27 protein-coding genes are annotated in these 24,500 nt (G+C 63.7%); 9 read left to right on the top strand and 18 right to left on the bottom strand.

What is annotated here, in order from left to right; genetic code table 11:
* Window positions 1-4 precede the first annotated feature (4 nt).
* The 9 genes from CVS28_RS01535 to CVS28_RS01495 all read right to left on the bottom strand — a co-directional run bounded on the left by CVS28_RS01535 (window position 5) and on the right by CVS28_RS01495 (window position 6,837).
* On the bottom strand, window positions 5-232 hold the full coding sequence (locus tag CVS28_RS01535; protein ID WP_103480399.1) for a CsbD family protein: 228 nt from the start codon (window positions 230-232) through the stop codon (window positions 5-7).
* 38 nt (window positions 233-270) lie between these two features.
* Window positions 271-888 (bottom strand): hypothetical protein, encoded by a 618-nt coding sequence (locus tag CVS28_RS01530; protein ID WP_103480398.1) that lies wholly within the window; start codon window positions 886-888, stop codon window positions 271-273.
* Complete coding sequence (locus tag CVS28_RS01525) at window positions 885-1,529, bottom strand: DUF6286 domain-containing protein (RefSeq protein ID WP_133159021.1); 645 nt, start codon at window positions 1,527-1,529, stop codon at window positions 885-887. The genes CVS28_RS01530 and CVS28_RS01525 overlap by 4 nt, the downstream gene beginning before the upstream one ends.
* A complete protein-coding gene (locus CVS28_RS01520; RefSeq protein WP_103480396.1) occupies window positions 1,526-1,918 on the bottom strand; it encodes a hypothetical protein in 393 nt (130 codons plus the stop codon). The genes CVS28_RS01525 and CVS28_RS01520 overlap by 4 nt, the downstream gene beginning before the upstream one ends.
* Window positions 1,915-2,121 (bottom strand): DUF2273 domain-containing protein, encoded by a 207-nt coding sequence (locus CVS28_RS01515; RefSeq protein ID WP_103480395.1) that lies wholly within the window; start codon window positions 2,119-2,121, stop codon window positions 1,915-1,917. Before CVS28_RS01515 ends, CVS28_RS01520 begins: the two co-directional genes overlap by 4 nt.
* Window positions 2,118-2,624, bottom strand: a complete 507-nt coding sequence (locus tag CVS28_RS01510; protein ID WP_423716373.1) for an Asp23/Gls24 family envelope stress response protein — start codon at window positions 2,622-2,624, stop codon at window positions 2,118-2,120. The genes CVS28_RS01515 and CVS28_RS01510 overlap by 4 nt, the downstream gene beginning before the upstream one ends.
* Window positions 2,625-2,889: 265 nt before the next feature.
* Window positions 2,890-3,195 carry a hypothetical protein gene (locus tag CVS28_RS01505; RefSeq protein WP_103480393.1) on the bottom strand — a complete coding sequence of 102 codons (306 nt, stop codon included), beginning with the start codon at window positions 3,193-3,195 and terminating at the stop codon, window positions 2,890-2,892.
* Window positions 3,196-3,320: 125 nt separating this feature from the next.
* A complete protein-coding gene (ppc, locus tag CVS28_RS01500) occupies window positions 3,321-6,140 on the bottom strand; it encodes a phosphoenolpyruvate carboxylase (RefSeq protein ID WP_103463990.1) in 2,820 nt (939 codons plus the stop codon).
* 130 nt (window positions 6,141-6,270) lie between these two features.
* Window positions 6,271-6,837, bottom strand: coding sequence for an SRPBCC domain-containing protein (locus tag CVS28_RS01495; RefSeq protein WP_103463989.1), 567 nt, complete (start codon window positions 6,835-6,837; stop codon window positions 6,271-6,273).
* Window positions 6,838-6,923: 86 nt separating this feature from the next.
* Here CVS28_RS01495 and CVS28_RS01490 point away from each other — a divergent pair, with 86 nt between their 5' ends.
* Window positions 6,924-7,724 carry a DUF1684 domain-containing protein gene (locus CVS28_RS01490; RefSeq protein WP_103480392.1) on the top strand — a complete coding sequence of 267 codons (801 nt, stop codon included), beginning with the start codon at window positions 6,924-6,926 and terminating at the stop codon, window positions 7,722-7,724.
* Between the two features lie 364 nt (window positions 7,725-8,088).
* Here the strand turns inward: CVS28_RS01490 and CVS28_RS01485 are convergent, their stop codons facing one another.
* Both CVS28_RS01485 and CVS28_RS01480 read right to left on the bottom strand, forming a co-directional pair.
* Window positions 8,089-9,306, bottom strand: a complete 1,218-nt coding sequence (locus CVS28_RS01485; protein WP_103480391.1) for an acyl-CoA dehydrogenase family protein — start codon at window positions 9,304-9,306, stop codon at window positions 8,089-8,091.
* On the bottom strand, window positions 9,303-10,082 hold the full coding sequence (locus tag CVS28_RS01480; protein WP_103480390.1) for an SDR family NAD(P)-dependent oxidoreductase: 780 nt from the start codon (window positions 10,080-10,082) through the stop codon (window positions 9,303-9,305). Before CVS28_RS01480 ends, CVS28_RS01485 begins: the two co-directional genes overlap by 4 nt.
* 137 nt (window positions 10,083-10,219) lie before the next feature.
* Here CVS28_RS01480 and CVS28_RS01475 point away from each other — a divergent pair, with 137 nt between their 5' ends.
* Window positions 10,220-11,335 carry a glycoside hydrolase family 76 protein gene (locus CVS28_RS01475; protein WP_103480389.1) on the top strand — a complete coding sequence of 372 codons (1,116 nt, stop codon included), beginning with the start codon at window positions 10,220-10,222 and terminating at the stop codon, window positions 11,333-11,335.
* A 237-nt stretch (window positions 11,336-11,572) separates the two neighbouring features.
* Here CVS28_RS01475 and CVS28_RS01470 read toward each other — a convergent pair whose 3' ends face one another.
* Window positions 11,573-12,835, bottom strand: a complete 1,263-nt coding sequence (locus tag CVS28_RS01470; protein ID WP_103480388.1) for a trans-sulfuration enzyme family protein — start codon at window positions 12,833-12,835, stop codon at window positions 11,573-11,575.
* A 113-nt stretch (window positions 12,836-12,948) separates the two neighbouring features.
* Between CVS28_RS01470 and CVS28_RS01465 the strand changes: the two genes are divergently transcribed.
* Window positions 12,949-13,437: an Lrp/AsnC family transcriptional regulator gene (locus CVS28_RS01465; protein WP_103463983.1), complete on the top strand. Its 489-nt coding sequence runs from the start codon at window positions 12,949-12,951 to the stop codon at window positions 13,435-13,437.
* A 52-nt stretch (window positions 13,438-13,489) separates the two neighbouring features.
* Here CVS28_RS01465 and CVS28_RS01460 read toward each other — a convergent pair whose 3' ends face one another.
* Window positions 13,490-14,089, bottom strand: a complete 600-nt coding sequence (locus CVS28_RS01460; protein ID WP_103480387.1) for a YdeI/OmpD-associated family protein — start codon at window positions 14,087-14,089, stop codon at window positions 13,490-13,492.
* Window positions 14,090-14,161: 72 nt separating this feature from the next.
* Between CVS28_RS01460 and CVS28_RS01455 the strand changes: the two genes are divergently transcribed.
* The 4 genes from CVS28_RS01455 to tgt all read left to right on the top strand — a co-directional run bounded on the left by CVS28_RS01455 (window position 14,162) and on the right by tgt (window position 17,616).
* On the top strand, window positions 14,162-14,833 hold the full coding sequence (locus tag CVS28_RS01455; protein ID WP_103480386.1) for a hypothetical protein: 672 nt from the start codon (window positions 14,162-14,164) through the stop codon (window positions 14,831-14,833).
* A 55-nt stretch (window positions 14,834-14,888) separates the two neighbouring features.
* Window positions 14,889-15,428 carry an NUDIX hydrolase family protein gene (locus CVS28_RS01450; RefSeq protein ID WP_103463980.1) on the top strand — a complete coding sequence of 180 codons (540 nt, stop codon included), beginning with the start codon at window positions 14,889-14,891 and terminating at the stop codon, window positions 15,426-15,428.
* Between the two features lie 53 nt (window positions 15,429-15,481).
* Window positions 15,482-16,198 (top strand): SRPBCC family protein, encoded by a 717-nt coding sequence (locus CVS28_RS01445; protein WP_103463979.1) that lies wholly within the window; start codon window positions 15,482-15,484, stop codon window positions 16,196-16,198.
* Window positions 16,199-16,266: 68 nt separating this feature from the next.
* The gene (tgt, locus tag CVS28_RS01440; RefSeq protein ID WP_103480385.1) at window positions 16,267-17,616 is read left to right on the top strand and encodes a tRNA guanosine(34) transglycosylase Tgt; all 1,350 of its coding nucleotides are present in this window, start codon (window positions 16,267-16,269) and stop codon (window positions 17,614-17,616) included.
* 84 nt (window positions 17,617-17,700) lie between these two features.
* On the opposite strand, the gene CVS28_RS01435 is transcribed toward tgt, so the two are convergent.
* Window positions 17,701-18,423: a queuosine precursor transporter gene (locus CVS28_RS01435; protein ID WP_103463977.1), complete on the bottom strand. Its 723-nt coding sequence runs from the start codon at window positions 18,421-18,423 to the stop codon at window positions 17,701-17,703.
* Between the two features lie 214 nt (window positions 18,424-18,637).
* Between CVS28_RS01435 and CVS28_RS01430 the strand changes: the two genes are divergently transcribed.
* On the top strand, window positions 18,638-19,534 hold the full coding sequence (locus tag CVS28_RS01430) for a hypothetical protein (protein ID WP_103480384.1): 897 nt from the start codon (window positions 18,638-18,640) through the stop codon (window positions 19,532-19,534).
* Between the two features lie 67 nt (window positions 19,535-19,601).
* Here CVS28_RS01430 and CVS28_RS01425 read toward each other — a convergent pair whose 3' ends face one another.
* Complete coding sequence (locus CVS28_RS01425; RefSeq protein WP_103480383.1) at window positions 19,602-21,230, bottom strand: carboxypeptidase regulatory-like domain-containing protein; 1,629 nt, start codon at window positions 21,228-21,230, stop codon at window positions 19,602-19,604.
* Window positions 21,231-21,337: 107 nt separating this feature from the next.
* On the bottom strand, window positions 21,338-21,460 hold the full coding sequence (locus tag CVS28_RS20285; RefSeq protein WP_279325051.1) for a hypothetical protein: 123 nt from the start codon (window positions 21,458-21,460) through the stop codon (window positions 21,338-21,340).
* A gap of 6 nt (window positions 21,461-21,466) precedes the next feature.
* On the opposite strand from CVS28_RS20285, the gene CVS28_RS01420 reads away from it, so the two are divergent.
* Window positions 21,467-22,612: an alpha/beta hydrolase gene (locus CVS28_RS01420; protein WP_103480382.1), complete on the top strand. Its 1,146-nt coding sequence runs from the start codon at window positions 21,467-21,469 to the stop codon at window positions 22,610-22,612.
* An 84-nt stretch (window positions 22,613-22,696) separates the two neighbouring features.
* On the opposite strand, the gene kynA is transcribed toward CVS28_RS01420, so the two are convergent.
* Both kynA and CVS28_RS01410 read right to left on the bottom strand, forming a co-directional pair.
* Window positions 22,697-23,545, bottom strand: coding sequence for a tryptophan 2,3-dioxygenase (kynA, locus tag CVS28_RS01415; protein WP_103480381.1), 849 nt, complete (start codon window positions 23,543-23,545; stop codon window positions 22,697-22,699).
* Window positions 23,546-23,582: 37 nt separating this feature from the next.
* Entirely contained in the window at window positions 23,583-24,341 is a 759-nt protein-coding gene (locus CVS28_RS01410) for an alpha/beta hydrolase (protein ID WP_243399621.1), read from the bottom strand.
* Window positions 24,342-24,500: the final 159 nt, after the last annotated feature.

Here is a 24,500-nt window from a genome sequence, read left to right as displayed (position 1 = left end):
CTAGTTACTTGTTGAAGCCGTCTTTGAGTTTCTGGGCGGCACTCTTGATGTCCCCGCCCACCTCGCCGGCCGCGTCCTTGATCTTTTCGCCAGCCTGCTTGGTCGACGCTGATGCCTGATCCACGCGGCCCTCCTGTTCCAGATCCGGGTTGCCCAACACGTGGCCAGCCTTTTCCTTGGCAGCGCCGAGTCCCTTTTCTGCACTGTTGCTGATCTTCTCATTCAGTCCCATAATGTACTCCTTATTGATTGCTGCATAGGGTTATTTTCTTACGCCACGCGTTCGCTGCGGGCAAATTTACTGCGGGTGCCGGACGTGATGCGGACCAGCACCGGGATTTGGGTGCCCAGCAGCGCGTCGATTTCCGTGACCAGATGTTCGACGTCGTTGGCCAGTTCCACCGGTGAGGCTCCCTTGCGGGCCTGGACACTGAGTTTCAGCCCGGTGCCTGTGATTCCGGAGCCGCCCTTGGTTTTCCAGGACTGCAGGGACGTTGACAGCACGTGGGTATTCTGTGCCAAGGCAGCCTTCACGGCTTGGCTCACCACGGCAGTGTCCACAGTGGTGTCCCCTGCCTCGCTTTGCATCTGTGCCACCTGGTTGCTGCGGCCGGTCCCCTGCGAGGCAATCCAGCACACCAGCAGCACGGTGGCGAACAGAAGCAGCGAAAACACAGCAACTGTCCACCAGCTGATCTCTGTTCCGGGTATCCGGGCCGCACCCAGCTGTTCCTGGATGCGGGCCCAGACGTCCATGCCGGCCTCGGTCCAGGACAGGGCGAATCCCCTGCTGGTGCCGGCAAGTATTCCCAGGCCTGCGGCTGCGATGAGCAGCAGGCCCAGCAAGGCCAGAAGCGTGCGGTTCAGTCCGCGGCGGGTGCCGTTCATGCGCCCACCGCCTGGTGCAGGCTCGCTTTGGTCTGCGGAGTGGACACGGTGACCGCCAGTGGACGGCGAAGTCCGTAGCCGGCCACTTCACGTTCCACGGCATCCTTGACGCTATCCGCGTCCGCTGCCAGGCCGGAGCCCGGCTGGAGCACAACGTCGATACGCTTGCGCCCAACGCTGCTGGACACTTGTTCCGGCGCTATCTTGGCCACCGTGCGGGCGATCCGGGAAACTGCCGCTGCCAACACTTCGCTGTCAACCACCACGGCAGAACGCGGGTTGCTGGTTCCCCCGGGGTTTCCCATGATGTGCCGTGCTTTGCGCCCTGGCACTACGGCTGCCGCCAGCAAGGCTATGCCCAGAACTGCCAGCACCGTACCGGCTGCCACCAGGGCACCCGGGATAGTTTCCGTGGCAACGGTGGCTGTGCGCCTTGCAAGCTCAGCCGGGGACATCAGCAGAGCTGCATTTCCCGTGGCCGAGAGGACCATCTCCACCATCAGCCACACCAACACTGCCACCAGCACCGCCGCGGTAACGATCGAAAGGGCCGCCCTGCTGGAGTGGGTTTCGCGCAGGCCCAGCCGGCGCACAGCTCGTTGCAATTTTGCTGGTGCCTTGCTTGCTGGCGCATTACTCACTGGACTCTCCTGACTTTTCTGTGGTCCTGGCCATGAATGCCGGTGTAGCGGATGTCCACCCGCCGCACAGCGGTTCCGGCAAGCTCTTGAATGCGTGCGGCAACCAGCGCCCTAGCCGCAGCCGCCCGCTCAAAGATGGTGCCGCCGTCGTTCCCCATCCGCGCGGGGTCCCATAGAGCCAGGGGCACGGCGAGCTGGACGCTGAGTTGTCCTTGCTCGTCGCGCAGGCTGGCCCGGACATCCTTGCTGGGGACGTTGCAGGCCTCGGCGGCAACCGCTGTGATCAGTTGCGTCATGGTGCCTGGGGAAATAGTGGTGTACCCGGCACGCGTGGTGGGGCGGATCTGCTGACTGTCACCGCGCACCGAGGCCAGCGTGCCGGCACTCATGAGGAGGTGCGCTTCCCGCGAAGGGCATCAACAACGCCCCGCAGATCCACTGTGCGGCCCAATGACCGGCCGGCCACGGCACCGCCCACTACGGCACCGATGACCATGAAAATCGCCACCAACAGCATGGCCCAGAAGCCAAACGACAGTGCGCTAATGGCCAGCACGGCGGCTACGGCCGTTCCCGTCTGGGCGGGGGTCATGAGACGCGGGAGCCGCGCGGTTCACGCTGCTCGTCGTGGTCGGTGCGATTGACCTGGGCGGGCGTCTCATCGGCTTCGTCGGCGTCGATGTGGATGTCCGTGATGGACACGTTGACTTCGGTGACTTCCATGCCCACTACGTCCTCAACGGCCGAGTAGATGGCGTCACGGACAGCATCGGCAACCTTTTGCAACGGGTGCGGGTATTCCACCACGATGGTGACATCCACTGCAACCTGCGTCTGGCCCACTTCGACGCTGACGCCCTGGGTGAGATCCTTCTGGCCAACGGCCTCGCGGAGCGATCCCAGTGCCCGGGCTGCTCCACCGCCGAGGGCAAACACTCCCGGGATGTCCTGGGCGGCAATGCCGGCGACCTTGGCGACTACGCCGTCTGCCACCGTGGTGGTGCCACGGCTGGTGCCAGTCTGCTTTGTTGCTGCGCTATTGGCTGCAGGGTTGTTTGTTGCAGCGGGGTTCTTGGGCTGAGGCTGAATAGTCAAAATAATCACTCCAGAAATTCTTCGTGTTTGGATTGCTTCAAACTCGGTGCCTGGCGGCGCCTACATGGATAAGGCGTACCGAGTGACGAAATCCTCACGGTGAATTTCACGTGATCCGTGTCACATGTCAAACTAGCCCGCAGAAAATGGCGAAAAATGGCGTTTTTTATAGATTTTTCGGCGTTTGGTGGGCCCCCGCGCCCGAGGGTTCCCTGGCCGAGCTTGCGAGGGCAGGGAGGGCGCGGGGAGGGCTAGTTGCATTGAACTAGAGGGGGAGCCACTTTCCAGCCGAGCGGCGGGCGGTGCGCAGCGCGCCAGTGGTGGCCACAGTATTGATCCCGTGCGCCATGGAAACCGCAGCGTTGCGCGCAAACTGGTTCTCGGCGTCGTACTCGCTGGCCTCCACCATGAAACGGACCGTGATGCGCGGGGTTCCGGCCACAATGTCCAGCTGATTGGCCTCCACCACATGGGCGGCCCCAACGGCGGCAACCGCCACATCCATGACTTCCTCGGGAGCGTGGCCCGGGCGCAGGCCGGTGATTTGGATGGTGGCGCGGAAGGAAGGCATGGTTCCAGCCTAGAGGAATGGGGGACCACGCAAAAAAGACGGCGCTTGCGCAAAGGGACGCCGGTGGAACGGTGTCTTTTTGCGCAAGCGCCGTCTTTTCCCAAAAAAGTGGGAGCGGGTGCAGGTTAGCCGGTGTTGCGCAGGCCGGCGGCCACTCCGTTGATGGTGATGAGCATGGCGCGTTGCAGGCGCTCGTCCACGTCGGCCTTGGTGATGTCGGCTTCACGAACGCGGCGCAGCAATTCCACCTGCAGGTAGGAAATGGGATCCAGGTACTGGTCGCGGACGTTCAGTGAGCGCTTGAGCAACGGCTGGTTGTCCAGCAGCTCGGTCTCGCCCGTCAGCAGCTGAACTTCTGCAACCGTGAGGTCATACTCGGCGCGAATGGCCGCAAAGAGGTGGTGCAGCGGTTCCGGAACCAGCGTGGCCACGTAGTGCGCGGCAATGTCCATGTCCGTCTTGGCCAGGGTCATTTCCACGTTGGAGATGGTGGAGGAGAAGAAGTGCCAGTGCGCCAGCATTTCCTTCAGCTCAGCACCACGGCCGGCCTCGCGGGCGGCCTTCAGGCCCGAGCCAACACCGAACCAGCCCGGCACGATCTGGCGTGACTGGGTCCAGCCAAACACCCACGGAATGGCGCGCAATCCGCCCAGGCCGGAGCCCGAGTCGGGGCGCTTGGATGGGCGTGAACCAATATTCAAAGAGCCCAGCTGCTCCACCGGTGTGGATGCCAGGAAGTAGGCCGGCAGGTCCTCATGGTCAATCAAGGTCCGGTACGTGCCAAAGGCTGCGTCGGAGACAACTTCCATGATTTCGCCGAAGCGGCCCAGGTCATCGTCCGAGTGGCGCGGGGCCTGGTGCAGGGCCGAACCCTGCATCACGGCAGCCAGTGACAGCTCAAGGTTTTCACGGGCCAGTTCTGGCAGGGAGTACTTGTCGGAGATGACCTCGCCCTGCTCGGTGAACTTGATGGCGCCTTCAAGCACGCCATTGGGCTGGGCCAGGATGGCGTCGTAGGTGGGTCCGCCACCACGGCCAACGGAGCCGCCGCGGCCGTGGAACATGCGCACGTTCACGCCGTGCTTGACGGCAACGTCGCGCAGCTTGCGCTGGGTCTTGTGGATTTCCCACTGGCTGGTCATGACGCCGGATTCCTTGTTGGAGTCCGAGTAGCCGAGCATGATTTCCTGCACGTCGCCGCGGAGGCGGACCAGCTCGCGGTAGGACGGGTCGGAGAGCAGCTGGTCGACAATTTCTGCCGAGGCACGCAGCTCGTCAACAGTTTCCAACAGCGGGGCAAAGCCGATCTTGGCGTAGCGATTATCGCCCGTGAGCTGCACCAAACCGGCCTCGCGGCCCAGCACAGCAGCCGCCAGCACGTCGTCGGCGCCGCGGGTCATGGAGATAATGTACGTTTCGATGACGTCCGGGCCGTACGTGCGCAGGGCGCGGCGGACTACACGGAAGACGTCGTACGTGCCGTCGGCAATGCCATCGAGCTTGATGGGGTGGCCGGACAGCGGGCGGTGGCTGGCCAGCTCGGTGCTCAGCACGGCCAGGCGCCCAGCACGGTCCAGCTCGGCGTAGGGTGTGCCCAGCTCGCCAACACGGTCCATGAGCTGCCCGACGGCGTCGTGGTGGTAGTCTGCGTGCTCGCGAATGTCCAAGGTGGCAAGATGCAGGCCGAAGGAGGAGATGGCCCGGCGCACCGAGGCGAGGGCGCCGTCGGCCACCAACGCCGCAGAATTGTTGCGCAGCGAAACTTCCAGCAACTCCAGGTCGGCAATGAGCTCCGCGGTCTCGCTGTAATCGCGGCCCACCTCATGGTAGGAGTCATTGGCCACGCGCTTTTGCGTGTTGATCAGTTTGGCCTTGATGCAGGTGAGCTTGAGGCGGTAGGGCTCGTCGGCGTTGAGTTCAAGGACGCGGGGATCAATGTGGGGCAGGTTCGCCAGATCGGTGGCGATGGAATCGGTCAGCTCCGCATCAGCACCACACAGGGCGCTGGAGTTGGAGAGGACGCTGAGCAGCTCGTCGATGAGCACCAGGGAGATCTTCACGGCGTTTTGGTTCTGCAGGATCAACACGTCGCGCGTCACCTCGGGGGTGACGTTGGGGTTGCCATCGCGGTCGCCACCGATCCAGGTGCCGAAACGCAGCGGGGCCGCGTCGGCAGGCAGTGAAACACCGTGCTCGGCCAGCAGGTCACTGAGTTCGGTCAGCACCTCCGGCATGGCGTCGGTGAGGATGTTGCGCAGGTAGTAAATAGCGTTGCGGGCCTCATCCAAGGGGGTGGGGCGGACCTTGCGCAGTTCATCCGTCTGCCACATCTGGTCGATGATCTCAGCCAATTTCCGGTCCTGGCGGGCGCGGGTGCTGCTGCCTTCCTCGGAGGGTGTGGACAGGATGTCGGAGAGCTTGCGGATCTTATCCAGCACCGAGCGCCTGGATGCCTCGGTGGGGTGGGCCGTGAAAATGGGGCGCACGTCCAGCTCGTTGACAACCTTTTGCAGCGCGTCCTTGCCGGCCTTGTCGGCAATCTCGGTGACGGCCTTGGCGAGCCAGCCGTCCTTGTCCGCGCGGCTGCGCAGGCTGCGCACGCGGTGCACCTGCTCGGCGGCGTTGGCCAGGTGGAAGTAGAACGCAAAGGCGCGGACCAGGTCGGTTGCCTGCTCCAACGGCAGGGAGGCGAGTACTTCGCGGACCTGCACGGCGACGTCGTTGGCACTCCAAGGGCCTGTGCCGCTTTCGCCGCGGGCAGCTTCCTTGGATTCCTTCGTCAGCAGACGGACCTGCTCCACCATGGCGAGCAACTCGGGGCCGTGCTGGCGGACCAGCGATTCGCCCAGCAAGGTGCTGACGCGGCGCACGTCGCGGCGTAGATCGGTGTCCTGCTCCGGGTCCTGCGAGGTGCCCGGCAGGTTTGCTTGCAAGTCTGAGCTCATGAGTCAGCGTCCTTACGGTCTGTGAATCTGGGGTGCTCGTATGCGACGTTGGATACGGTAGGGCCCAAGACAGGGCCGCTTGGATCCTACTTGGGGATGGTGCGCCGGAGCCAATCCGTCTCAAATAGTGTCAGCGCTGGGCCGCCGTGTAAAGGGCGTGGATCTGCTGCCAGCACGGGAAAAAGTCATCCCACCAGTGCTGCCAGTCAACGCTTTTGCCTTCCAGCGCTTCCTGCAAATGATCCAGGTGAACATGCCATCCGGCCAGGGACATCAGCACCACCTCATCCGGAACGGAAATGATGTTGCTGAACACCATCTGTGTGCCGGTCTCGGTGGGGGTGAGCTCCACGCGAATGGTCCCGTGCATGGAGTTGGAGAGTTCCAGGACGTGCGGCTCTGCAGCGTTGATGACGCGCCCGTTCCACCAGTCGGTCTCGATCCCGTGGCCTTCGTCTTTGACGTTGAGCCATTTCAAGTCAAAGGAGGACCCTGTCTTGGCCTTCCCACGGACCTTGGCCCACCACAGGGGGGTCTTTTCCGGATCGGTCAGCATGAGCCACAGCACCTCGGGCGTCACGGCGTAGTGCCGGGTCAATGTCAGTTGGGTGCGCTCGGCGTCCAGCGGGGCGGTAGTGCCCAGTTCAAACCGGGTCATGTCCTTGTTCAGCGCTGTGTTGGGTGAGTTTGTAGCCATGGCACCATTCTTTCACCCCGGAATAGCAATATGGCCCCAAGGGTTGTGCCTACCGTAGAGCAACACCACAGTTTGCAAGGAGCCCCATGAGCACGCACAGCACCGAACTCGACCGCCTCACCCAGCGCTGGGAACGGTTCCGCCAAGGCCGCAACGCGGCGCTCGCCGCCCCTCACGGCTGGCTCACGCTCACCTCCTTCCAGTGGTTGCCGCCGGTCCCGTCTCCCCTGCAACACCTCCCCGGGCTGTGGAGTTTTGAAGGCACGACGGCGTTCCTCACCGCCAGCGCCGAGGATCACCTGACGCTGATGGAAAGCGGGGAAGCGGTGGGGGGCACCATTTCCGTCCAGCTGTCCGACGAAGAATCCGTCCTGTGGGTAAAATCCGGATCCGTTGTTGTTGAACTGGGCATGCGGGCCAACCGGTACATGATCCGCACCCGCGATCCTCAGTCCCCCACCCTGACAGAATTCACGGCTGTGCCTGTCTTTGACTACGACCCCGCCCTGGTGGTCACCGGAAAGTTTGAACCATACAGCGCGCCGCGCACTGCGGCCATCAAGACGGCGCATCCGGAGGTTCCCGGAATGGTTGTCTTGGTGGGCGACGTTGTTTTTGACCTTGCCGGCAACGCCTACCGCTTGGCCGCGGAACAAGGCCCCTTGGGTTCGCTGATAGTCACGTTTGCCGACGCCACGGACACTACCGGCTCCCATTGGCGCAAGCTGGAGCTGACCAAGCCTCGTCCCGATAATTCAGTGGTGGTGGATTTCAACCGCACCATCAATTACCCCAGCGCGTTCACCGACTATGGCACGTGCCCGGCGCCGTCGGAGGGCAACACCTTGCCGGTGTCCGTGGAAGGCGGCGAGTGCAACCTGCGCTAAGCAAAACCGCGCAGCCACTTGTGCCTGTGGTGTGGCGGCAGTTTATGCGCCTACTTGAGTGCTGGCATGGCGCATGACTCGAAGCCACTTTGGCTATGCGCTAGGCCGTTACCCAGCATGGCGCCAGTGACAAAGCTGCGCCGTGCTGGCCGCTAGCGAAGCGCATGGTCAAAGTCGGGGCGCACTGTAGGGGTCATGCGTCACCGCAGATTTCAGCTTTGCGCATAGGCCCTGGGCAACTGCCCTTCATCACCAGCGCTCATCTCGTGCGCGTTGCCCCACAGAACTGACCCGCAGAAAACGCCGAAAATTCACGATTTGGACGTGTTTTTCGGCGTTTTCTGCGGGCTAGTTGCAAGGAGGGCTAGACGATGGCTGATACGCCTGTGATGGCCCGGCCGGCGATGAGGGTGTTGATCTGGTGCGATCCCTCGTAGGTGTAGATGGCCTCGGCGTCGGCGAAGATCTTTGCCATGCCAAAGTCGCTGACAATGCCGTTGCCACCCAGGATGGACCGGCCCATGGCCACGGTTTCGCGCATGGCGGCAGTGGTGTGCGCCTTCGCGAGCGCCACCTGGGCCATGGTGGGTCCCGCTGCCGAACCGGCAGACGCTGTAGATCCGGGCGCACCGTCCTGCAGGGCTGCAATGCGGACCATCATGGCGAGCGACGACGTAGCGTTGCCCAGCATTTTGACCAACTGGTCCTGGATCATCTGGAAGGCAGCGAGCGGTTTCCCGAACTGCTTGCGTTCCACGGCGTAGGCCCGGGCCACGTCAAAGGCCGCCAGCTGTTGCCCCACCGCCTGCCAGGCCACGGAGATCCGCGAGCTGAGCAGCAGCTTGTTGATGTCCTCGAATGAATTCACGGATGCGAGTCTGTCGTGTTCCGGAACGCGCACGTCCACCAGGGTGATGTGTGCGTTTTGCACGGTCCGCAAGGCAATCTTGTTTTCAATCTTGGTACGCGTCACCCCGGGCAGCGTGGCGTCCAGGAAGAAGCCCCGCACCTGCCCGGTATCGGCATCCTTGGCCCAGAGCAGCATGCGGTCGCAAAACGTGCCATTGCCAATCCAGCGTTTGGCGCCGTTGACCACCCAGTGGGTCCCGGAGTCGTCAATGACCCGCCGGGCCGTGGTGACCATCCCGCCCGCCACGTCGCTGCCATGGTCGGGCTCCGTCAGGGCAAAGGCGCCGGTGCTGCGCAGGGAAATGGCGTCCGGGAGCATCCGCTCCTTTTGTTCCGGCGTGCCAAAGTCGATGAGGGCTTGGACAAAAAGGTCGTGGTGGACCAGGAAGAACGTGGCCAAGGAGGTGTCCGCCCGCGTCATTTCGGCCACCACCAGGCCAGTGAACAAGTGGCTGAACCGGCGGCGGTCCGGTGCTGCCAGCTCCAAGGCAGCAATCTTGGGCAGAATCTGCGCAGGGAATTCGGCGTTGTTCCACCAGCCGACGGCGTGCGGGGTCACCTCAGTGGCCAGGAAAACACGCAACTGCGCCAATTTGGCTTGTTCGTCAGCACTCAGCGCCGCCGCAAAACCGTAAAAGTCGGCGCCGGGCAGCTCGGCAGGAGAAAGCGTCATTTTGGTGCCATCCGGATGGCGCCGTCCAGACGAATGGTCTCGCCGTTGAGCATGGCGTTGGCGCAAATGTGCTCCACCAGGGCCGCGTACTCGGCGGGCTTGCCCAAGCGTGAGGGGTGCGGCACCTGCTGGCCCAGCGAATCCTGCGCGGCCTGCGGCAGCCCCGCCAGCATGGGAGTCTCAAAAATGCCCGGCGCAATGGTGACCACACGGATCAGCGACCGCGCCAGCTCGCGGGCCAACGGCAAAGTCATGGCCGCCACCGCACCCTTGGATGCGGCGTAGGCAGGCTGGCCAATCTGCCCGTCGAAGGCCGCCACGGACGCCGTGTTCACAATGACGCCGCGCTCGGGGCCGAACTCTCCGGCCAGCGGTTCAGCCGCCGCCATGGCCGCGGCAGCCAGCCGCACCACGTTGAACGTGCCTATGAGGTTGATTTGGATGACGCGGCTGAACTGCTCCAGCGGCAGTACGCCGTCGCGCCCCAGCACCTTGCCGGGGGTGGCAATACCTGCACAGTTGACCACCACCCGCAGCGTCCCGAGCCCCGCGGCAGCCTCCACCGCGGCCTGAACCTGCGCCTCATTGGTGACGTCGGCCGGGGCAAACACGACCCGCTCCCCCAGCTCCGCCGCCAGTTCTGCGCCTTTCGAGCTTGGCAGGTCAAGGAGTACGACGCCGGCCCCCGCCGCATGCAGCCGCCTCGCCGTTGCCTCGCCCAAGCCGGACGCAGCGCCAGTAATCAGCGCAACGGTGCCATTGTGTGAAATTTCCATGGATCCTCCTCGTTGAGGCTGGCCCGAAGCGAACCGGGCCCAGAAATGATTGCGTTAATGAATACTAACTGAAATTCTGTGGTGGCGGACCCGCGTGACGGAGCTTTTCGGAACGGCCAAACAGTACGCTTGGTGCCATGACAGGCAACCACTTCCAGCCCACCACGGCCGGAGCCACAGCCGCCCACTGGGCGGCGCTCGCCGAACAAGCCGGCTCGGACGTGAATACCCGCTTTGGCCACCGCCTCATGGGCCTGCCCGGAACCTGGCTAGGCGCCGTTGACGCCGCCGGTGATGGACAGGTGACCCGCCGCCCGCGCCCCACCCCGCAATCCCCCTGGAACTACTGGTGGCAGGCCCACTATCTGGACGCCATGATCGATGCGGCCCACCTTGCGCTCAGCACAGGAAAAGGGGCGGCCGCAGCCAAGGAACTTCAACGCGCACAACGCCTGCTGCGCGGCATCATGATTCGCAACTTTCTGCGCTTTCCCAACTATTTTTATGACGACATGGCCTGGCTGGCGCTGGCAGCCGCGCGGCTCAACGACCTCCACCTGCAGATTAAAGGCCGCCGCACACCGCTGGCCCGGTTCGCCGTCAGCGCCCTGCACAAACAGCTGCACCTTGCCCATGACATGGTCCTTGGCGGCGGCATCTACTGGTCCCGCAAACGCGATTTCAAGAACACCCCGGCCAATGGTCCCGCCGCACTCCACTTCACCCGGATGGGCGAGGTGGATAGGGCCCGGAGCATTGTTGAGTGGCTGCGCAGCGAACTCTTTGACCCGGAGTTGGGGCTCTATGTGGACGGCATCCACCCATCAGCCACGGGCCGCGACGTTGAAAACACCATCTACACGTACAACCAGGGCCCCATTCTGGCCGCACTGCTGGAACTGGGGCAGCCCGAGTACCTGGACCAAACCGCCGGGCTGATTGACGCGGTTGCCCGCCAACTCCGCACGCCCGGGGAGGGGATTCGCTTGGAGCCGGGAGGCGGCGACGGCAGTCTCTTCACAGGCATTCTGTGCCGCTATCTTGCCCTGGCCGCGCGCGAGGAGAGGCTGCCGGCGAAAACCCGGGAAACGGCGTCGGACATGGTCAGGGAGACGGCTGCGGCAGTTGCCGGGCAGGCTCCGGAACAGCTTTCGGCCGCCGTGCAGCGATGGAGTATTTTTGCAGCGGCTGCCACGTGTCCACAGCCAGGACCCGCCCCAGCATCACCACAGCCAGCGCCACGGAGGCCATGACGACGCTGAACCAGTGAAAGCCCAGGTAGAGCCGGCTGATGGCTACCGCCGGGATCAGCACGACGGCGGCAATCACCGCAACCGCCCGGAGCACGGTGGTGCTGTGGCGCGAAAGCAACAGGTACGCGAGCACCACCGCGGTGACGATTTCCCAGAGGATCGTTGCCCCATGACTGCGCCGGGCCACGAACCAGCTGTGGACCGGCTGGTCCCAGACCGCGATGCCCATTTTTCCCCCTACAGCACCGCGGCTTCCACCCGGGGGTCCGGCGCGGAGCACCCCAGCGGGCTGAGCGCCTGGTCCAGATCGGCGATGAGGTCAGCAACGTCCTCCAGACCGATCGAGAGGCGGACAAGGTTGGCACCAGGCCGGGCCTCCGGGGCAACCGGGCGGTGGGTGAGCGCGGCGGGGTGCTGGATGAGTGAGTCCACGCCGCCCAGCGAAACCGCATGGGTGAACAGTTGCACGGCCGAGGTAAATCGGTTGGCCGCGTCAAAGCCGCCGCGCAGGGTGATCGCAACCATGGCTCCGGGACCACGCATCTGGTGCTGCAGCAGGGACCGTGGATCGCCGTCGCTCCCCGGGAAATAGACCTTCTCCACCGCCGGATGGTTGGCCAGCCAGGCGGCAATGACACGGGCGCTCTCTTGCTGACTGCGCACACGAATGGGCAGCGTGGTCAGGCCGCGGTGCAGCAAGTACGCTCCCAGCGGGTGCAAGATGGCCCCGGTGATGGCGCGGACCCGGCGCAGCGCTTCTGCGGTTTTCTCGCTGCAGGCGATGACACCACCCACGGCATCGCCGTGGCCGCCAATGTACTTGGTGGCGCTGTGCAGGGACATGGCGGCACCCAGGCTGATGGGGTTTTGCAGGATGGGCGTGGCGAAGGTGTTGTCGACCAGGACGTCCACGCCGCCCGCCTGAGCCACCACGTTGCGAATGTCGACCAGATCAAGGGTGGGGTTTGCCGGCGTTTCCAAAACCACCAGGACGGTGCTGTTGCGCATGGCGGCGGCAACCTCGTTTTCCGTGCAGAAGGTCACCTCCACTCCCAAGAGGCCGGAGGCCAGGAGGTGGTCGGTGCCGCCGTACAGCGGACGAACGGCAACCACATGCGGCTGGCCGGTGCTGCGTCCACCATCTTGGGCCGTGGCGTGGGCGGTGGCTTGGGCGGTGGCCTTGCTGGCCAGGATGGCAGCGGTCATGGCTGCCATCCCCGAGGAGAAGGCAACCCCCGCCTGCGCCTTTTCCAATTGGGCCAGGGCGCATTCAAAGCGGGCAACCGTGGGGTTCCACAACCGCGCGTACACGGAGCCGCCGTCGGCCAGGGGGTGCCCGCCGAGCGCCATGGACTCATAGGAATCCCCGCCCCGTTCAATGTCGGGAAGCGGGTTCGTGGTGGACAGGTCAAGGGGAAGCGCGTGGACACCCAGCGCCTGCAGGTCCTCACGGCCACCATGCACGGCCACGGAATCGGGGTTCAAAAATTCGCTATTCATGGCTCAACAATGAACGTGTGAACAACATTTATCTAGATATTTGAATGAATGAGTAATAAAGTGAGCCAAATCAAGCATTTCCACTAAGGGACACCGGCTCTACGGGAGGCACCTTGCAGAAAGCACAAACACCCAAGGGTGCTGCCGGACTGGATCCCCTGGATCTGGCCATCCTGCGGGCGTTGCTCACGGACAGCGGCCTCACCAACAAGGCCATTGCCTCACGGCTGGGCCTTGCCGAGTCCACCTGCGCATACCGGCTGCGAACGCTCAGGGACGCCGGTGTCATTGTCGGAACCCGGGTCAAGCTGAGCCTTGAGGCGCTGGGATTCCCCCTGCAAGCCATTGTCAAGGTGCGGCTGGGCAGCCACAACGCCGAGCACGTGAACACCTTGTACAGCCAGCTGACGCAGGTTCCCGGGGTCATCGCCGCGTTTCATGTCGCCGGTGAAGATGACTTCCACCTGCACGTGGCGGCGGAGAATCCCGAGGCCCTGCGCGATCTGGTGCTCAAACACATCACCGTCCACCGGGTGGTGCGCCAAACCGAGACCCAGCTGATTTTCGAGGCGCGCGACGGCGTTGGGGTGCTCGCCCAGTAGGCCGTGCCCCGCCGGGCCACACCGGTGCTGGGCCACACCGTGCCGGGCAGCGCTACGTCGCGCCGGCAGGCTTGCGTTTTTGCGGGTACGGAGTCTCGCCGCTGGCAAGCATCTGCACAAAGCGTGCAACGTTTGCTGCCCTGATAGCCGGCGTCTTGACGCTGGTGGTGCGGTAAATCAGGGCATACCTGTTGGTGGCCGTGAGCACGTCAAACATGGCCTGCGCCTGTGGATTTGCCGCAATGGCAGCCGCCAAGTCCGCGGGAAACTCGGCACTGGCCTGCCCCTCATAGGCAGCTTCCCAGCGTCCATCCGCCTTGGCGGCATCGGCGGCCGCACGCCCTGCAGCTTCCATCAGGCCGGCGTCAACCAGCCGGTCAAAATGGCCCGTATTGATCTTGGACCACTTGCTGGACTTGGTGCGCGGGGTAAACCGCCGCAGGTGACTGCCGTCGTCGCGCTTACCCGCAACCCCGTCAATCCAGCCAAAGCACAGTGCCGCATCGAGGGCCCCCGCATAGCTGAGCTCCGTCACGGAACCGCCCTTTTTGTGCAGCACCAAGCGGACGCCGGGACTTGAGGCGTGATTTTCGCTCAGCCACGCCCGCCAGGCGGCGGCGTCGGCAAGGAGCATCTCCGGAAGTTCAACCATGGTCCAACAATATCGCCACGATGGGCGCCGTTGGGTTGATAATTGGAAGTAAACACTTCTTCAGGAGAGACCATGCTGCGCGCCCGTCCAGTCCTCTACACCTCAAAGCTCGCTGAGTACTCGCAACTGCTGCTTGCGCTGGGCATGTGGCGTGTCCAGGACGCCGGCGATTGGCAGGTCTTCGATTCAGGTAACGGAAAAGTTGGTCTGCAGGGGGTCCTTCCAGGGGAGCAGGACGGCACTGCTGCGCTGGGCTTTGAAATCCGAGACGCCCCGATCTTTGTCCGCCGCACGCTTGCCGATGGGACGCACGCCGAGCTGGTTGATTCCGGCCACGGCCCCACCGCGCGCGTCATTGCCCCGGACGGTTTCACGTTCCTGGCCGACCCCGTGGTGGACACCCCCTCCGCCGCGCCAGCCACCAGCCCTCTGACGGTGGTGCAGCTGTGGAGCGCCCCGGATGTCGGGGAGGCTGAAAAGGTCCTGGCGGACATCGGCGCGAGGCCGGTGGCCGGGCGTCCCGACGCGCCCACCCTCTTTCACGCCAAGAACGGCGGTCTGACGGCCGCCCGCCTGGGTGAGGGCTTCGGCGTCGAACTTGGATTTAAGTACGACGGCGACCTCACCGCCTTGGCTGCCCAACTCGCCGCTGCGGGGGTGCCGGCCTCCCTTGACGGGGACGTTGTGGTGGTCCAAAACCCGCACGGCGGAACCCTTCGGATTGTGGATTCGCTGGAATTTTGATGCGCTTAGCGGAACGGAGGCGGCGAGTGGGGCGCGGATGGGGTAGAACTTAGGTATGAGCGTCCGTACTCCTGATCCATATCCCGGCTGGCTGTCCAACGAAGACCTGTATGAGGCCCGCAACCGACTTCCCATGGTTTATGTGGAGGTGGTTCCGGTGCGCATCGACCCGCTGGGCTATGTCAACGAAATTGGTTTGCTGCTCCAGGCTGACGAGGAAGGCGCCATGGTGCGCACCTTGGTCTCGGGGCGTGTGCTGTACCGCGAGACCATCCGGGCCGCGCTGATCCGCCACATTGAAAAGGACTTGGGCCCGCTGGCGTTCCCGCAGCTGCCTGTCAGTCCGCTGCCGTTCACGGTGGCCGAGTATTTGCCGTCCCCTTCAGAGACCGGTTTCACGGACGAACGCCAGCACGCTGTGGCCATGGTGTACGTCATCCCCGTCACGGGCGAATGTGAACCACGCCAGGACGCCCTGGAACTGACCTGGATGACGCCCGAAGAGGTGCTCAGCGAGGATGTGCAATCGGAATTTGTGGGCGGCCGCGGGGCTCTGGTGCGCCAGGCCATCTCCTATGCGGGCTTGGGCCGGTAGCAGTCCGCGCGCCACACTAGCCGGTTTCGCGTATCCGGCGTAGATTACCTTCCATGGCTGCCACCGAGATTTCTCTGCTCATCAATGCCGACGCCGAACAGCTGTGGCGCATGCTCCGGGAACCGTCACGGGTTGCGCAGTGGCACGGCTGGGACATCGACGGCCTGGGTGAGGAGATTACGCAGATCTACTTTTCTTCCGTTACCGAAAGCGCCGACCATTTGCGGTTGGAGCTGGAAATGGGCGACGTCTTTGTCCTTGAGCCCCGGCCCGATGGCACCTTGCTCACGCTGACCCGGGGGGTCACCACCGGTGAGTGGGCCAAATACGATGCCGACGTGACCGAGGGCTGGACCATGTTCGTGCACCAGCTCAAGTTCGCCGTGGAACGCCACCCTAAAACACCCCGGCGCACCCTGTATGTTGATGGCACCAGCGCGGCCCACACCAATCTCTGGGACGCCTTGGGCATCGACACCGGCTGGCTGCCGGAAGCCGGTGAAGCCTACGAGATCACGCTCAACACGGGCGCCACGCTGGCGGGAAAAGTTTGGTACCGCACGGAAACCCAGGTGGGGCTGACCGTGGCCGACTACGCCGAGCACGGCGACGGGCTGCTGATCATGGCTGCACAGGCGCCCCTGCCCGGCGTGCGAGAACACCCCGGCGCCCAAATCTGCGCCACCACCTATGGACTGGGCGCCCACCACTTTGACGCCATCGCCGCACAGTGGGACGCCTTCATGGAAGACCACTACTCCGACGAATAAACGGGTGCGGCGGGTTGCGTTGGACACCTTCGGAAGGGGATGCGGGCAAACACTGGCAAAATGGAACCATGTCCTCCCCTGAAACTGTTACAAATTTCCTTGCGCCCGATCCCACAGGCGCACCCGGCACCATCCCCGCCCGTCCGGCGTCGCAAAGTGAATTCAGCTTTGACGTCACCACACGGCTGAACGAGACGTGCTCACCGGGCGCCGACCAGGTTGCGCTCAACGGCGGGGAGTTTCAGGGCCGCACGGGCGTCATCACCACACCCCACGGAACCATCAAGACCCCCGCCTTCATTGCTGTGGGCACCAAGGCAACCGTGAAGTCGGTGCTTCCCGAGTCCATGGCCGAGCTGGGCGCGCAGGCGCTGCTCTCCAACGCCTACCACCTGTACCTGCAGCCGGGCGCCGACCTTCTGGACGCTGCCGGCGGGCTGGGCAAATTCATGAATTGGCAGGGCCCCACCTTCACCGACAGCGGCGGCTTCCAGGTCATGAGCCTGGGTTCCGGCTTCAAGAAGGTCATCAACATGGACGCTGTGGCGTCCTCCCCCCACGCCGGTGCCGATGATTCGGTGGCCGTCGGCAAGGAGCGTTTGGCGCACATTGACGACGACGGCGTCTGGTTCAAGTCGCACCTGAACGGGGACATGCACCGCTTCACCCCCGAGGTGTCGATGCAGGTCCAGCACCAGATCGGCGCGGACATCATGTTTGCCTTCGATGAGCTGACCACGCTGCTGAACTCGCGCGGCTACCAGGAGATGTCACTGGAAAGGACGCGGCTTTGGGCGCTGCGCTGCATTGCCGAGCACTTCAGCCTCACCGAGGAGCGCGTGGGCAAGCCGTACCAGGCATTGTTTGGCGTGATTCAGGGCGCCCAGTATGAGGACCTGCGCCGCAAGGCCTCCCACGACTTGGGCGAAATGAACTTTGACGGTTACGGCATCGGCGGGGCGTTGGAGAAGGAAAACCTGGGCACCATTGTGCGCTGGTGCTCCGAGGAACTGCCCGAGAACAAGCCGCGCCACCTGTTGGGCATTTCCGAACCCGATGACATCTTCACGGCCATCGAAAACGGGGCCGACACCTTTGACTGCGTCTCCCCCACCCGGGTGGCCCGTACCTCGGCCTTCTACACCCCTGACGGCCGCTTTAACCTCTCCGGCGCCAAGTACAAGCGCGATTTCACGCCCCTGTCCGAGGAATGCGACTGCTACACGTGCGAGAACTACACGCGCGCCTACATTCACCACCTGTACAAGGCCAAGGAGATGGTGTCGGCGACGTTGATTTCCATCCACAACGAGCGTTTCGTGGTGAAAATGGTCGACGACGCCCGTCTCGCCATCGAGGACGGGACCTTCTTCGCGTTCAAGGCCGAGACATTGCGCCGCTACTACCCGAAAAAGTAGGCCCGCCACCGAAATTTGCTGCCGATGTGGTCTTTCGCTAGTGATATATCAGCAGCGAAAGACCACATCGGCAGCGGCTGTCTTTTAGGCCGCGACGTACGTCGGCTCGTGGCGCTTGAACCAGCCGATCGCGGCAGCGGTGACGGGGATCAGCAGGTACTGCAATCCCACCTTGTACACAAAGCCCACCACCACGTAGTTGGCGAACATCCCGAAGCCCACAATGCCAATGACGGGCGCGGCAATGGCGCAGAAGATCAGCGTGTCAACAAATTCGCCAACACCACTGGAGCCCATGAGGCGGGCCCACAGTTTACGTTCGCCGTGACGCGCTTTGAGCCTGACCATGATCGTGGAATTGATGGTTTGCCCGGCCAGGAACGCGAGCAGGCTGGCCAGCACAATTTGCGGCACCGGCCCCAGCGCGTCTTCCATTGCCTGCTGCTTGGTGACTCCGTAGTCGTCGGTGAATCCGGGCAGCGCAATGATCACCCAGTAGGTCAGGGAAGCGAAAATGGACAGCGCAAAGGTGGTCAGAATGGCTTTGCGGGCCACCTTGAAACCATAAATCTCGCTGATGACATCACCCAATATGTAGGCGAACGGGAACAGGAAGAACCCGCCGTCGGTCACGATGGGCCCAAAAAGCACGCCCTTGGAGGCGCCAATGTTGGAGAGAATAACAATCACTGCCATGCACGCCAACAGGATCCCAAAGTAGGGACTTCCGACGGCGGCGAAGGAGGGTGTGGCGCGGGCGCCTGATGAAAGAGGGGTTGCCGAAGCGTTGCTTTGCAGCGAGGACATGATGAAGTCTCAAATTTCTGTAGCTAAGTGGTTTGCTCATACCGGCGCCTCCGCAAGGAGGTTGGGCCTGTCGGCTGTATTATCACTGGACCCGTCTGCACCCGGGCCATCCCCAATTCTGCCATGAGCTGCACATTCTGCCCACCCGGGCGCCCTAGGGGCTAGGCTGAAACGGAACGCCGAATGCCATGCGAGGACGCTAGGAGTTACAAAAATGAATTACTGGTGGGTCAGCCACGGCCGCAACTATGAGTCAGCCATCGACGATGGAACCCTCTGGAGTTGCCCGGCCCCCGACGGGGATGCAGAGCGGGAGATCATCAAGGAACTTCGCAAGGGCGACGTGGTGTTCAACTACTTCGGCCCCTACGTGCGGGCCATTAGCGTGGTCACGGACCAGTGGCAGGACAGTCCGCGCCCTGCGGGATATGAGAAGCATCTCGAAGAACCCGACCAAGGCTGGTTGGTGCGCACACACCCGCTGGCAGAAAACTTGCAGCTGCACCGCCAACGCGCAGCCGACATCACGGCCGACGGCGGGCCCGGACCCTTCAATGCAGCCGGCAAACCTGCGCAGCGCTACATTTCCGCCCTTTCCGTCGAGGAGGGGCAGGAGCTTCTGGCCGAGGCTGGTGTCACAGCCCCGCAATCGTCGGCAACAAGCCTGCGCGGCCTGCCCGGCAGCGTGTGGGGCGCCGATGAGCCGGATGAAAAGACCCTGACGACCATCCGCTTGGAACAGGCCCATCTGCGCAAGAACTTGCTGCGGGGACGCCTGACTGCCCCGTGCGCCCTGTGTGGCGAACAGTACCCGGCCCGGTTGCTGATTGCTGGCCACATCAAACCCCGCCCCGAATGCAACGATCAGGAACGCATGGACTACGCGTCCAATGCCATGCTGACCTGCGCCCTGGGCTGCGATGCACTGTACGAGTGGGGCTACATCGTGGTGGGGCCTGCCGGCCAGATCCAGGCCGGCCAGGCCGCGGAAACTCCCCGCATCGAGGCAGCCGTGGAGGCCCTGGTGGGTGGCCACTGCGCTGCCTTCGACGAGCACACGGCGGACGCGTTTGCCGAGAACCGGCGCCTTATGCTCGAACCCCAGCCGTAGCGGCCGACGGCGTTGACTGCCGTGCGACCGGATCACGATCTCACCCGGACGCACGGCGTTTTGCCTGCTAAAGGATAGCCCCGTAGGCGGCGGAGGTCTTGGCCGCTGTTGTGTAGCCGGTTTTGCTGCCTGTGACCTTGACGGTCAGCGATTTTCCCTTGTCCAGGGTGACCAGCGTGTAGCTCGACGCCGTGGCGCCGGCGATGGCGGTGCCACTGCTATACCACTGGTACTTCAATGTCACCGGGGCCGGTCCCCAGGTTCCCGGCACGGCCGTCAACGTGGACCCTACTTTTTTGGTTCCGGTGATGGCCGGTGCCGGGGCGCTAAGGGTGCCGACAGTGACGGTATACGGATCCGAGGGAACCACGGCCGTGGCGTATCCGGTCTTGGCCACCGTAATTTTGGCATTGACCAGCGTACCGAGGTCAGCCGCGGCAAGCAGGTAACTGGCCGCCGTCGCACCGGCAATGGCAACACCATTTCGCTGCCACTGGTAGGAGTACGCCACCGGTGCTGGACCCCATGCCCCCGGGTTTATGCTCAGGTTCGTGCCCACTTTGCCGGTTCCTGTGGTTGTTGAGTAGGCAGGAGTCAGTGACTTCCCGGCAGACGGCAGGGCCATGGTGAAACTGACCCGTTGCCCCTGGGTGAGCTTGAGGATCGTGGCGGATGCTTCCGTGCTCGCGTTGTTGTACCAGCGTGTTGCGTAGCGGTCGCTCGGCGTCGCAGCACCCTGTTCGTAGATGTTGTCGATAAAAGCGAACTTGACGGACTTTCCCGCCTCAGGCGTGAAATACGCCATCCCGCTGGCATCGGTTTCCAACGCACGTCCCATAACCTGCGGCTGCTCCCATTTCCCTGTTGTAGGGTTCAGTGTCAGCACCGTGTAGCCAATATGGGGCAAAGCCTTGCCGGCCGCGTCCGTGGCTTTTGCTGCGATTGAGGTTGCCTGGTTGAGCTTGAAGTTGACGTTTGTCAACGATGCGCCTGGTGCGATGGTGACGTTGGATGCAGTGTCTGTCCCAGTCGTGCCGGACCAGTATTGGGTGACGAACCGGGATTGGAGTGTCGAATCCCTGGCAACGACCTGGCTGAGCCCCGGCACAACCTTCGCCAGGGTGAAGTACCCGTTCGTGTCCGAGATCGCCGAGACTGACGTCCCGCCAGCCCCTTGCGCCACCACGCCAATGCTGCCTACAGGGGTTCCGGCCGCATTGGTGGTCCGGCCTTTGAGGGTTGCGTAGGCCCCCAGTTCGGCGTTGGCCCGCGCGGCAGGCTGCGCAGCCGTGACCTTGATGATTCCCCCGTACATGTTGCTGACGGAATTGCCATAGTAGATATCCGAATATTTGGCCCGGCAGGCCTCGTCACCACAGCTGAACCACACCTTGTAGTCGCCGATCCCCGGGGCCGTGATGGAGTACTGGCCGGCCGCGTTGGTCGACGCGTAATAGCGCGTACCGTTCGACGGCGTCTGGGGCAGCAACTCCACAAACACGTTGGCCAAGGGCACTGCGGCGGCCGTGGCACTTGCCTTGGCAGTCACTGTGCCGCTCACCGTATAGCTGGTGGCTGCCTGGGCCACGCCGGCGGAAGGGAGCAGCATGCCCAGGACGATGACGACGGCGGCAATCAGCGACAGCGTGCTGGCGCCCGGCCTGCGTCTGACACCGTGGGTGAGTGTGGTTTCCATGATGTGATTCCTTGCCTAGAACTGAGGACCCGGCTGCGCATAGCAGCCCGTCCCTAGGCTAATTCCTCACACAAACACTGGCCATGGGCACAAGTCCCCGGACCGTGCTAGTCCAGGTACAGTTCCCGGTTCAGCCCGATGGAGGCCGGCCCAAAACTTGCCGCCTCGCCCATGAGAACGGTGATCATCGCCGAGTTTGCGCTCGGATACTGGTCATAGCCCGCTAGCATCGAACTATGACCTCATGGCAGCAGGATGTCCTCGGCCCTAACTTTCAACAGCTCACCCTCGACCTGCCCGCCGGCGCTCCGGCCACGCTGGTCCGCTACGTGGGTGATGCCCCGGAAGGGAACCCGCGGCCTCTCGCGGGGGCCGACATCCTGTATGTCCATGGCTGGAGCGACTATTTTTTCCAGCGCGAACTTGCCGAATTCTGGCACCAGGCTGGCGCAAACTTTTATGCGCTGGATCTGCACAATTACGGCCGCAGCCTGCGCCCGGGGCTTGTCCCGGGCCAGGTTGCTTCCCTGACCGAGTACGACGACGACCTTGCCGCCGCGCTGGCGGCCATGGGGCGGCGCCCGGTCACCGAAGAAGTGCTGGCCCAGCCTGCGGCCCAGGAGCCTGCCGATGCGCAATCCTTTGAAATGGCGTTCCTCGAGCAAGCCAAGCAACGGCTCAGCGCCGCCTTTGATGCGCTGACGGGCCGCGAACGCCCCGTTCCGCACCAGGTCCCCCGCGAACGTCCACTGGTTTTATTGGGTCACTCCACGGGCGGCCTCACCCTGAGTCTGTGGGCGGCACGGCACCCCGACGCGGCTGCAGCTGTGGTCCTGAACAGCCCGTGGCTGGAATTTCAAGCCACCGAAATGGGCCGGGCCATGGTGGCACCCCTCATTTCCGCGCGCAGCCGATTCAAGCCGCTGGCGCCCCTGCCACCCATCGATCCCGGCTTTTACACCCGGGCCGTGTCAAAACGGTACGACGGCGAATGGGACTACTCATCAGAATGGCGCCCGGACCGCGGCTTCCCCGTCACTCCGGCATTTTTGAACGCCGTGTTCCAGGGACAGGCGCAGCTGTCGCGCGGCCTAGGCATCAAGGCCCCGGTGCTGGTGATGCTTTCCGACAAGAGCTACCTGCAACCCAGGTGGTCCGCCAACGCCCTGGCCGCCGATGTGGTGCTGAACGTGGACTCCGTGGCCAAACGCTCCCTTGATCTGGGCCTGGACGTGACACTGCACAGGATTCCCGGAGCCTTCCATGACGTGTTCCTCTCCCCTGCGGAGATCAGGGCACAGGCCTACGCCCGCATGGGCCGCTGGGTGGAAGCGGCCCTTGACGCTGCGGCTCAGCGGCGCTGGCAGGAACAAGCCAGCTAGTTCCGCGAACCATAGCCGCCCGGATGTTGCGCCACTGTGAAAGCGGCGCCACATCCGCACGCTACGGCGCGCTGGCGCAAAGTCTTATTGCCCGATTTCGGTCCGCACGGCAAACAGTTCCGGGAAAAACGTCAGCTCCAGCGCCCGCTGCAGGAAGCCCACGCCGGAGGAGCCGCCCGTTCCGTGCTTCATCCCGATGGTGCGCATCACGGTTTTCATGTGCCGGAAACGCCACAGCTGGAAGTTGTCCTCCAGGTCAACGAGTTCCTCGCAGGCCTCATACAGGTCCCAATGCTCGTCCGGTGCTTCGTACACAATCTTGAACAGCTGCACCAGCTCGGCGTTGAACACGTGGGCACGGGTGACGTCGCGGTCCAGGATTTCGGCGGGTACGGCAAATCCGCGGCGGGCCAGCAGGCGCAGGAATTCGTCGTACACGCTGGAGCTTTCCAACAGCTCAGCGAGCAGTTCCTGGGCTGCGGGGTCCCCCGCGAACACCTTGAGCATGCCGGCGTTCTTGTTGCCCAGCAGGAACTCCACGGCCCGGTATTGGTAGGACTGGAACCCGGAGGAGGCGCCCAGGTCGCCACGGAACTGGGCGTATTCGCTGGGCGTCAAGGTGGCCAGCACGCTCCACTGCTCGGTCAAGGAGCGTTGGATGTGCTTGATCCGGGCCACGCCCTTCATGGCCGCCCGCAGATTGTCCTCAGCGAGGTACACACGCACGGCCCGCAGCTCGTGGAGCACCAGTTTCAGCCACAGTTCGGAGGTTTGGTGCTGGATGATGAACAGCATTTCATCATGGTGCTCGGGCTTGCTGACGGGCTGTTGGGCGCTCAGCAGCGTATCCAGCGCAAGGTAGCTGCCATAGCTCATCTTGTCGCTGAAGTCCGTCTCAATGCCGGACTCAATCTTGCGGGTGTTCTTGGGCATGCCTTTTCCTTTTCCTTCAGGTGCTCATTCACCAACCCTACGCCCGGCCCAGCAGCCCCAACACAAGTTCCCGGCAGATGTCGTACGACGCCGAGCCGACGTCAATCAGGTCCATATGGTCCCCCGGCACCCTGATCAGCTGAGCAACTCCGCCCGCCGCCACAGCAGCGGCAACGTAACTTTCGCTCTGGGAGGCGGGGACGTCGGCGTCGTGCGCGGCATGGATGGCAAGAACCGGCACAGGCAGAGGCACCGCTGCGAGCGGATCCGCAAGCGCCACGTTTGGCCCCAGCAGCGCCGTCACGGCATTGTTACTGAGCCCCAGCTGCTGCGCCTGGCCCAGGTTCAGCAGCCCCGACTGACTCACGACGCCGGTCACCGCCACCGCGGGTTGCGCACCCACCGCCCCCGCCGGGAAGGTGGAACGGCCCGCGGCCCAGACGCCCAGTTGCCCGCCGGCCGAATGGCCCAAAATCACCACGGAGCCAAGGTCCAGGCCATGCTCGGAGGCAGCGATGGCCAGTGCGTCAATGCCCGCTGCCACGTCAAGGAACGTGGTGGGCCAGCCACCGCCATTGCCCATGCGCCGGTACTCCAGGTTCCACGCAGCCACCCCGTGCCGCGCCAAATCGGCGGCCAACGGCGCACCCAAATCGGCAGTGTAGGCGCTGCGCCAGTACCCGCCGTGGATCACCACAACAACGCCTTCCAGGCTCCGTTGAAAGGGTAGGAACAGCTCTGCCCACTGGGTAGGATCGGGGCCATAGGCGTAGCGCTGGACGGTGATATCGCTCATACGCGAAGCCTACAGTCACCTCAACGAACCGTTCCGCTGTGCGTCAAACTCCCCGGCACTTCGGCACAGAACAGTGTTGCGCCAAACCGGTGACGGGTTCGGCGCCCAACAGCATGGGAATCTTCGGCGCAGCTCGCGGGTTTGGCACTACATAAGCAA

Origin of the sequence: Arthrobacter glacialis (genome assembly GCF_002909415.1) — a bacterium.
GTDB lineage: Bacteria > Actinomycetota > Actinomycetes > Actinomycetales > Micrococcaceae > Specibacter > Specibacter glacialis.
Note: the sequence above shows the minus strand (reverse complement) of the source record. Positions and strands in the feature narration are given on the sequence as shown.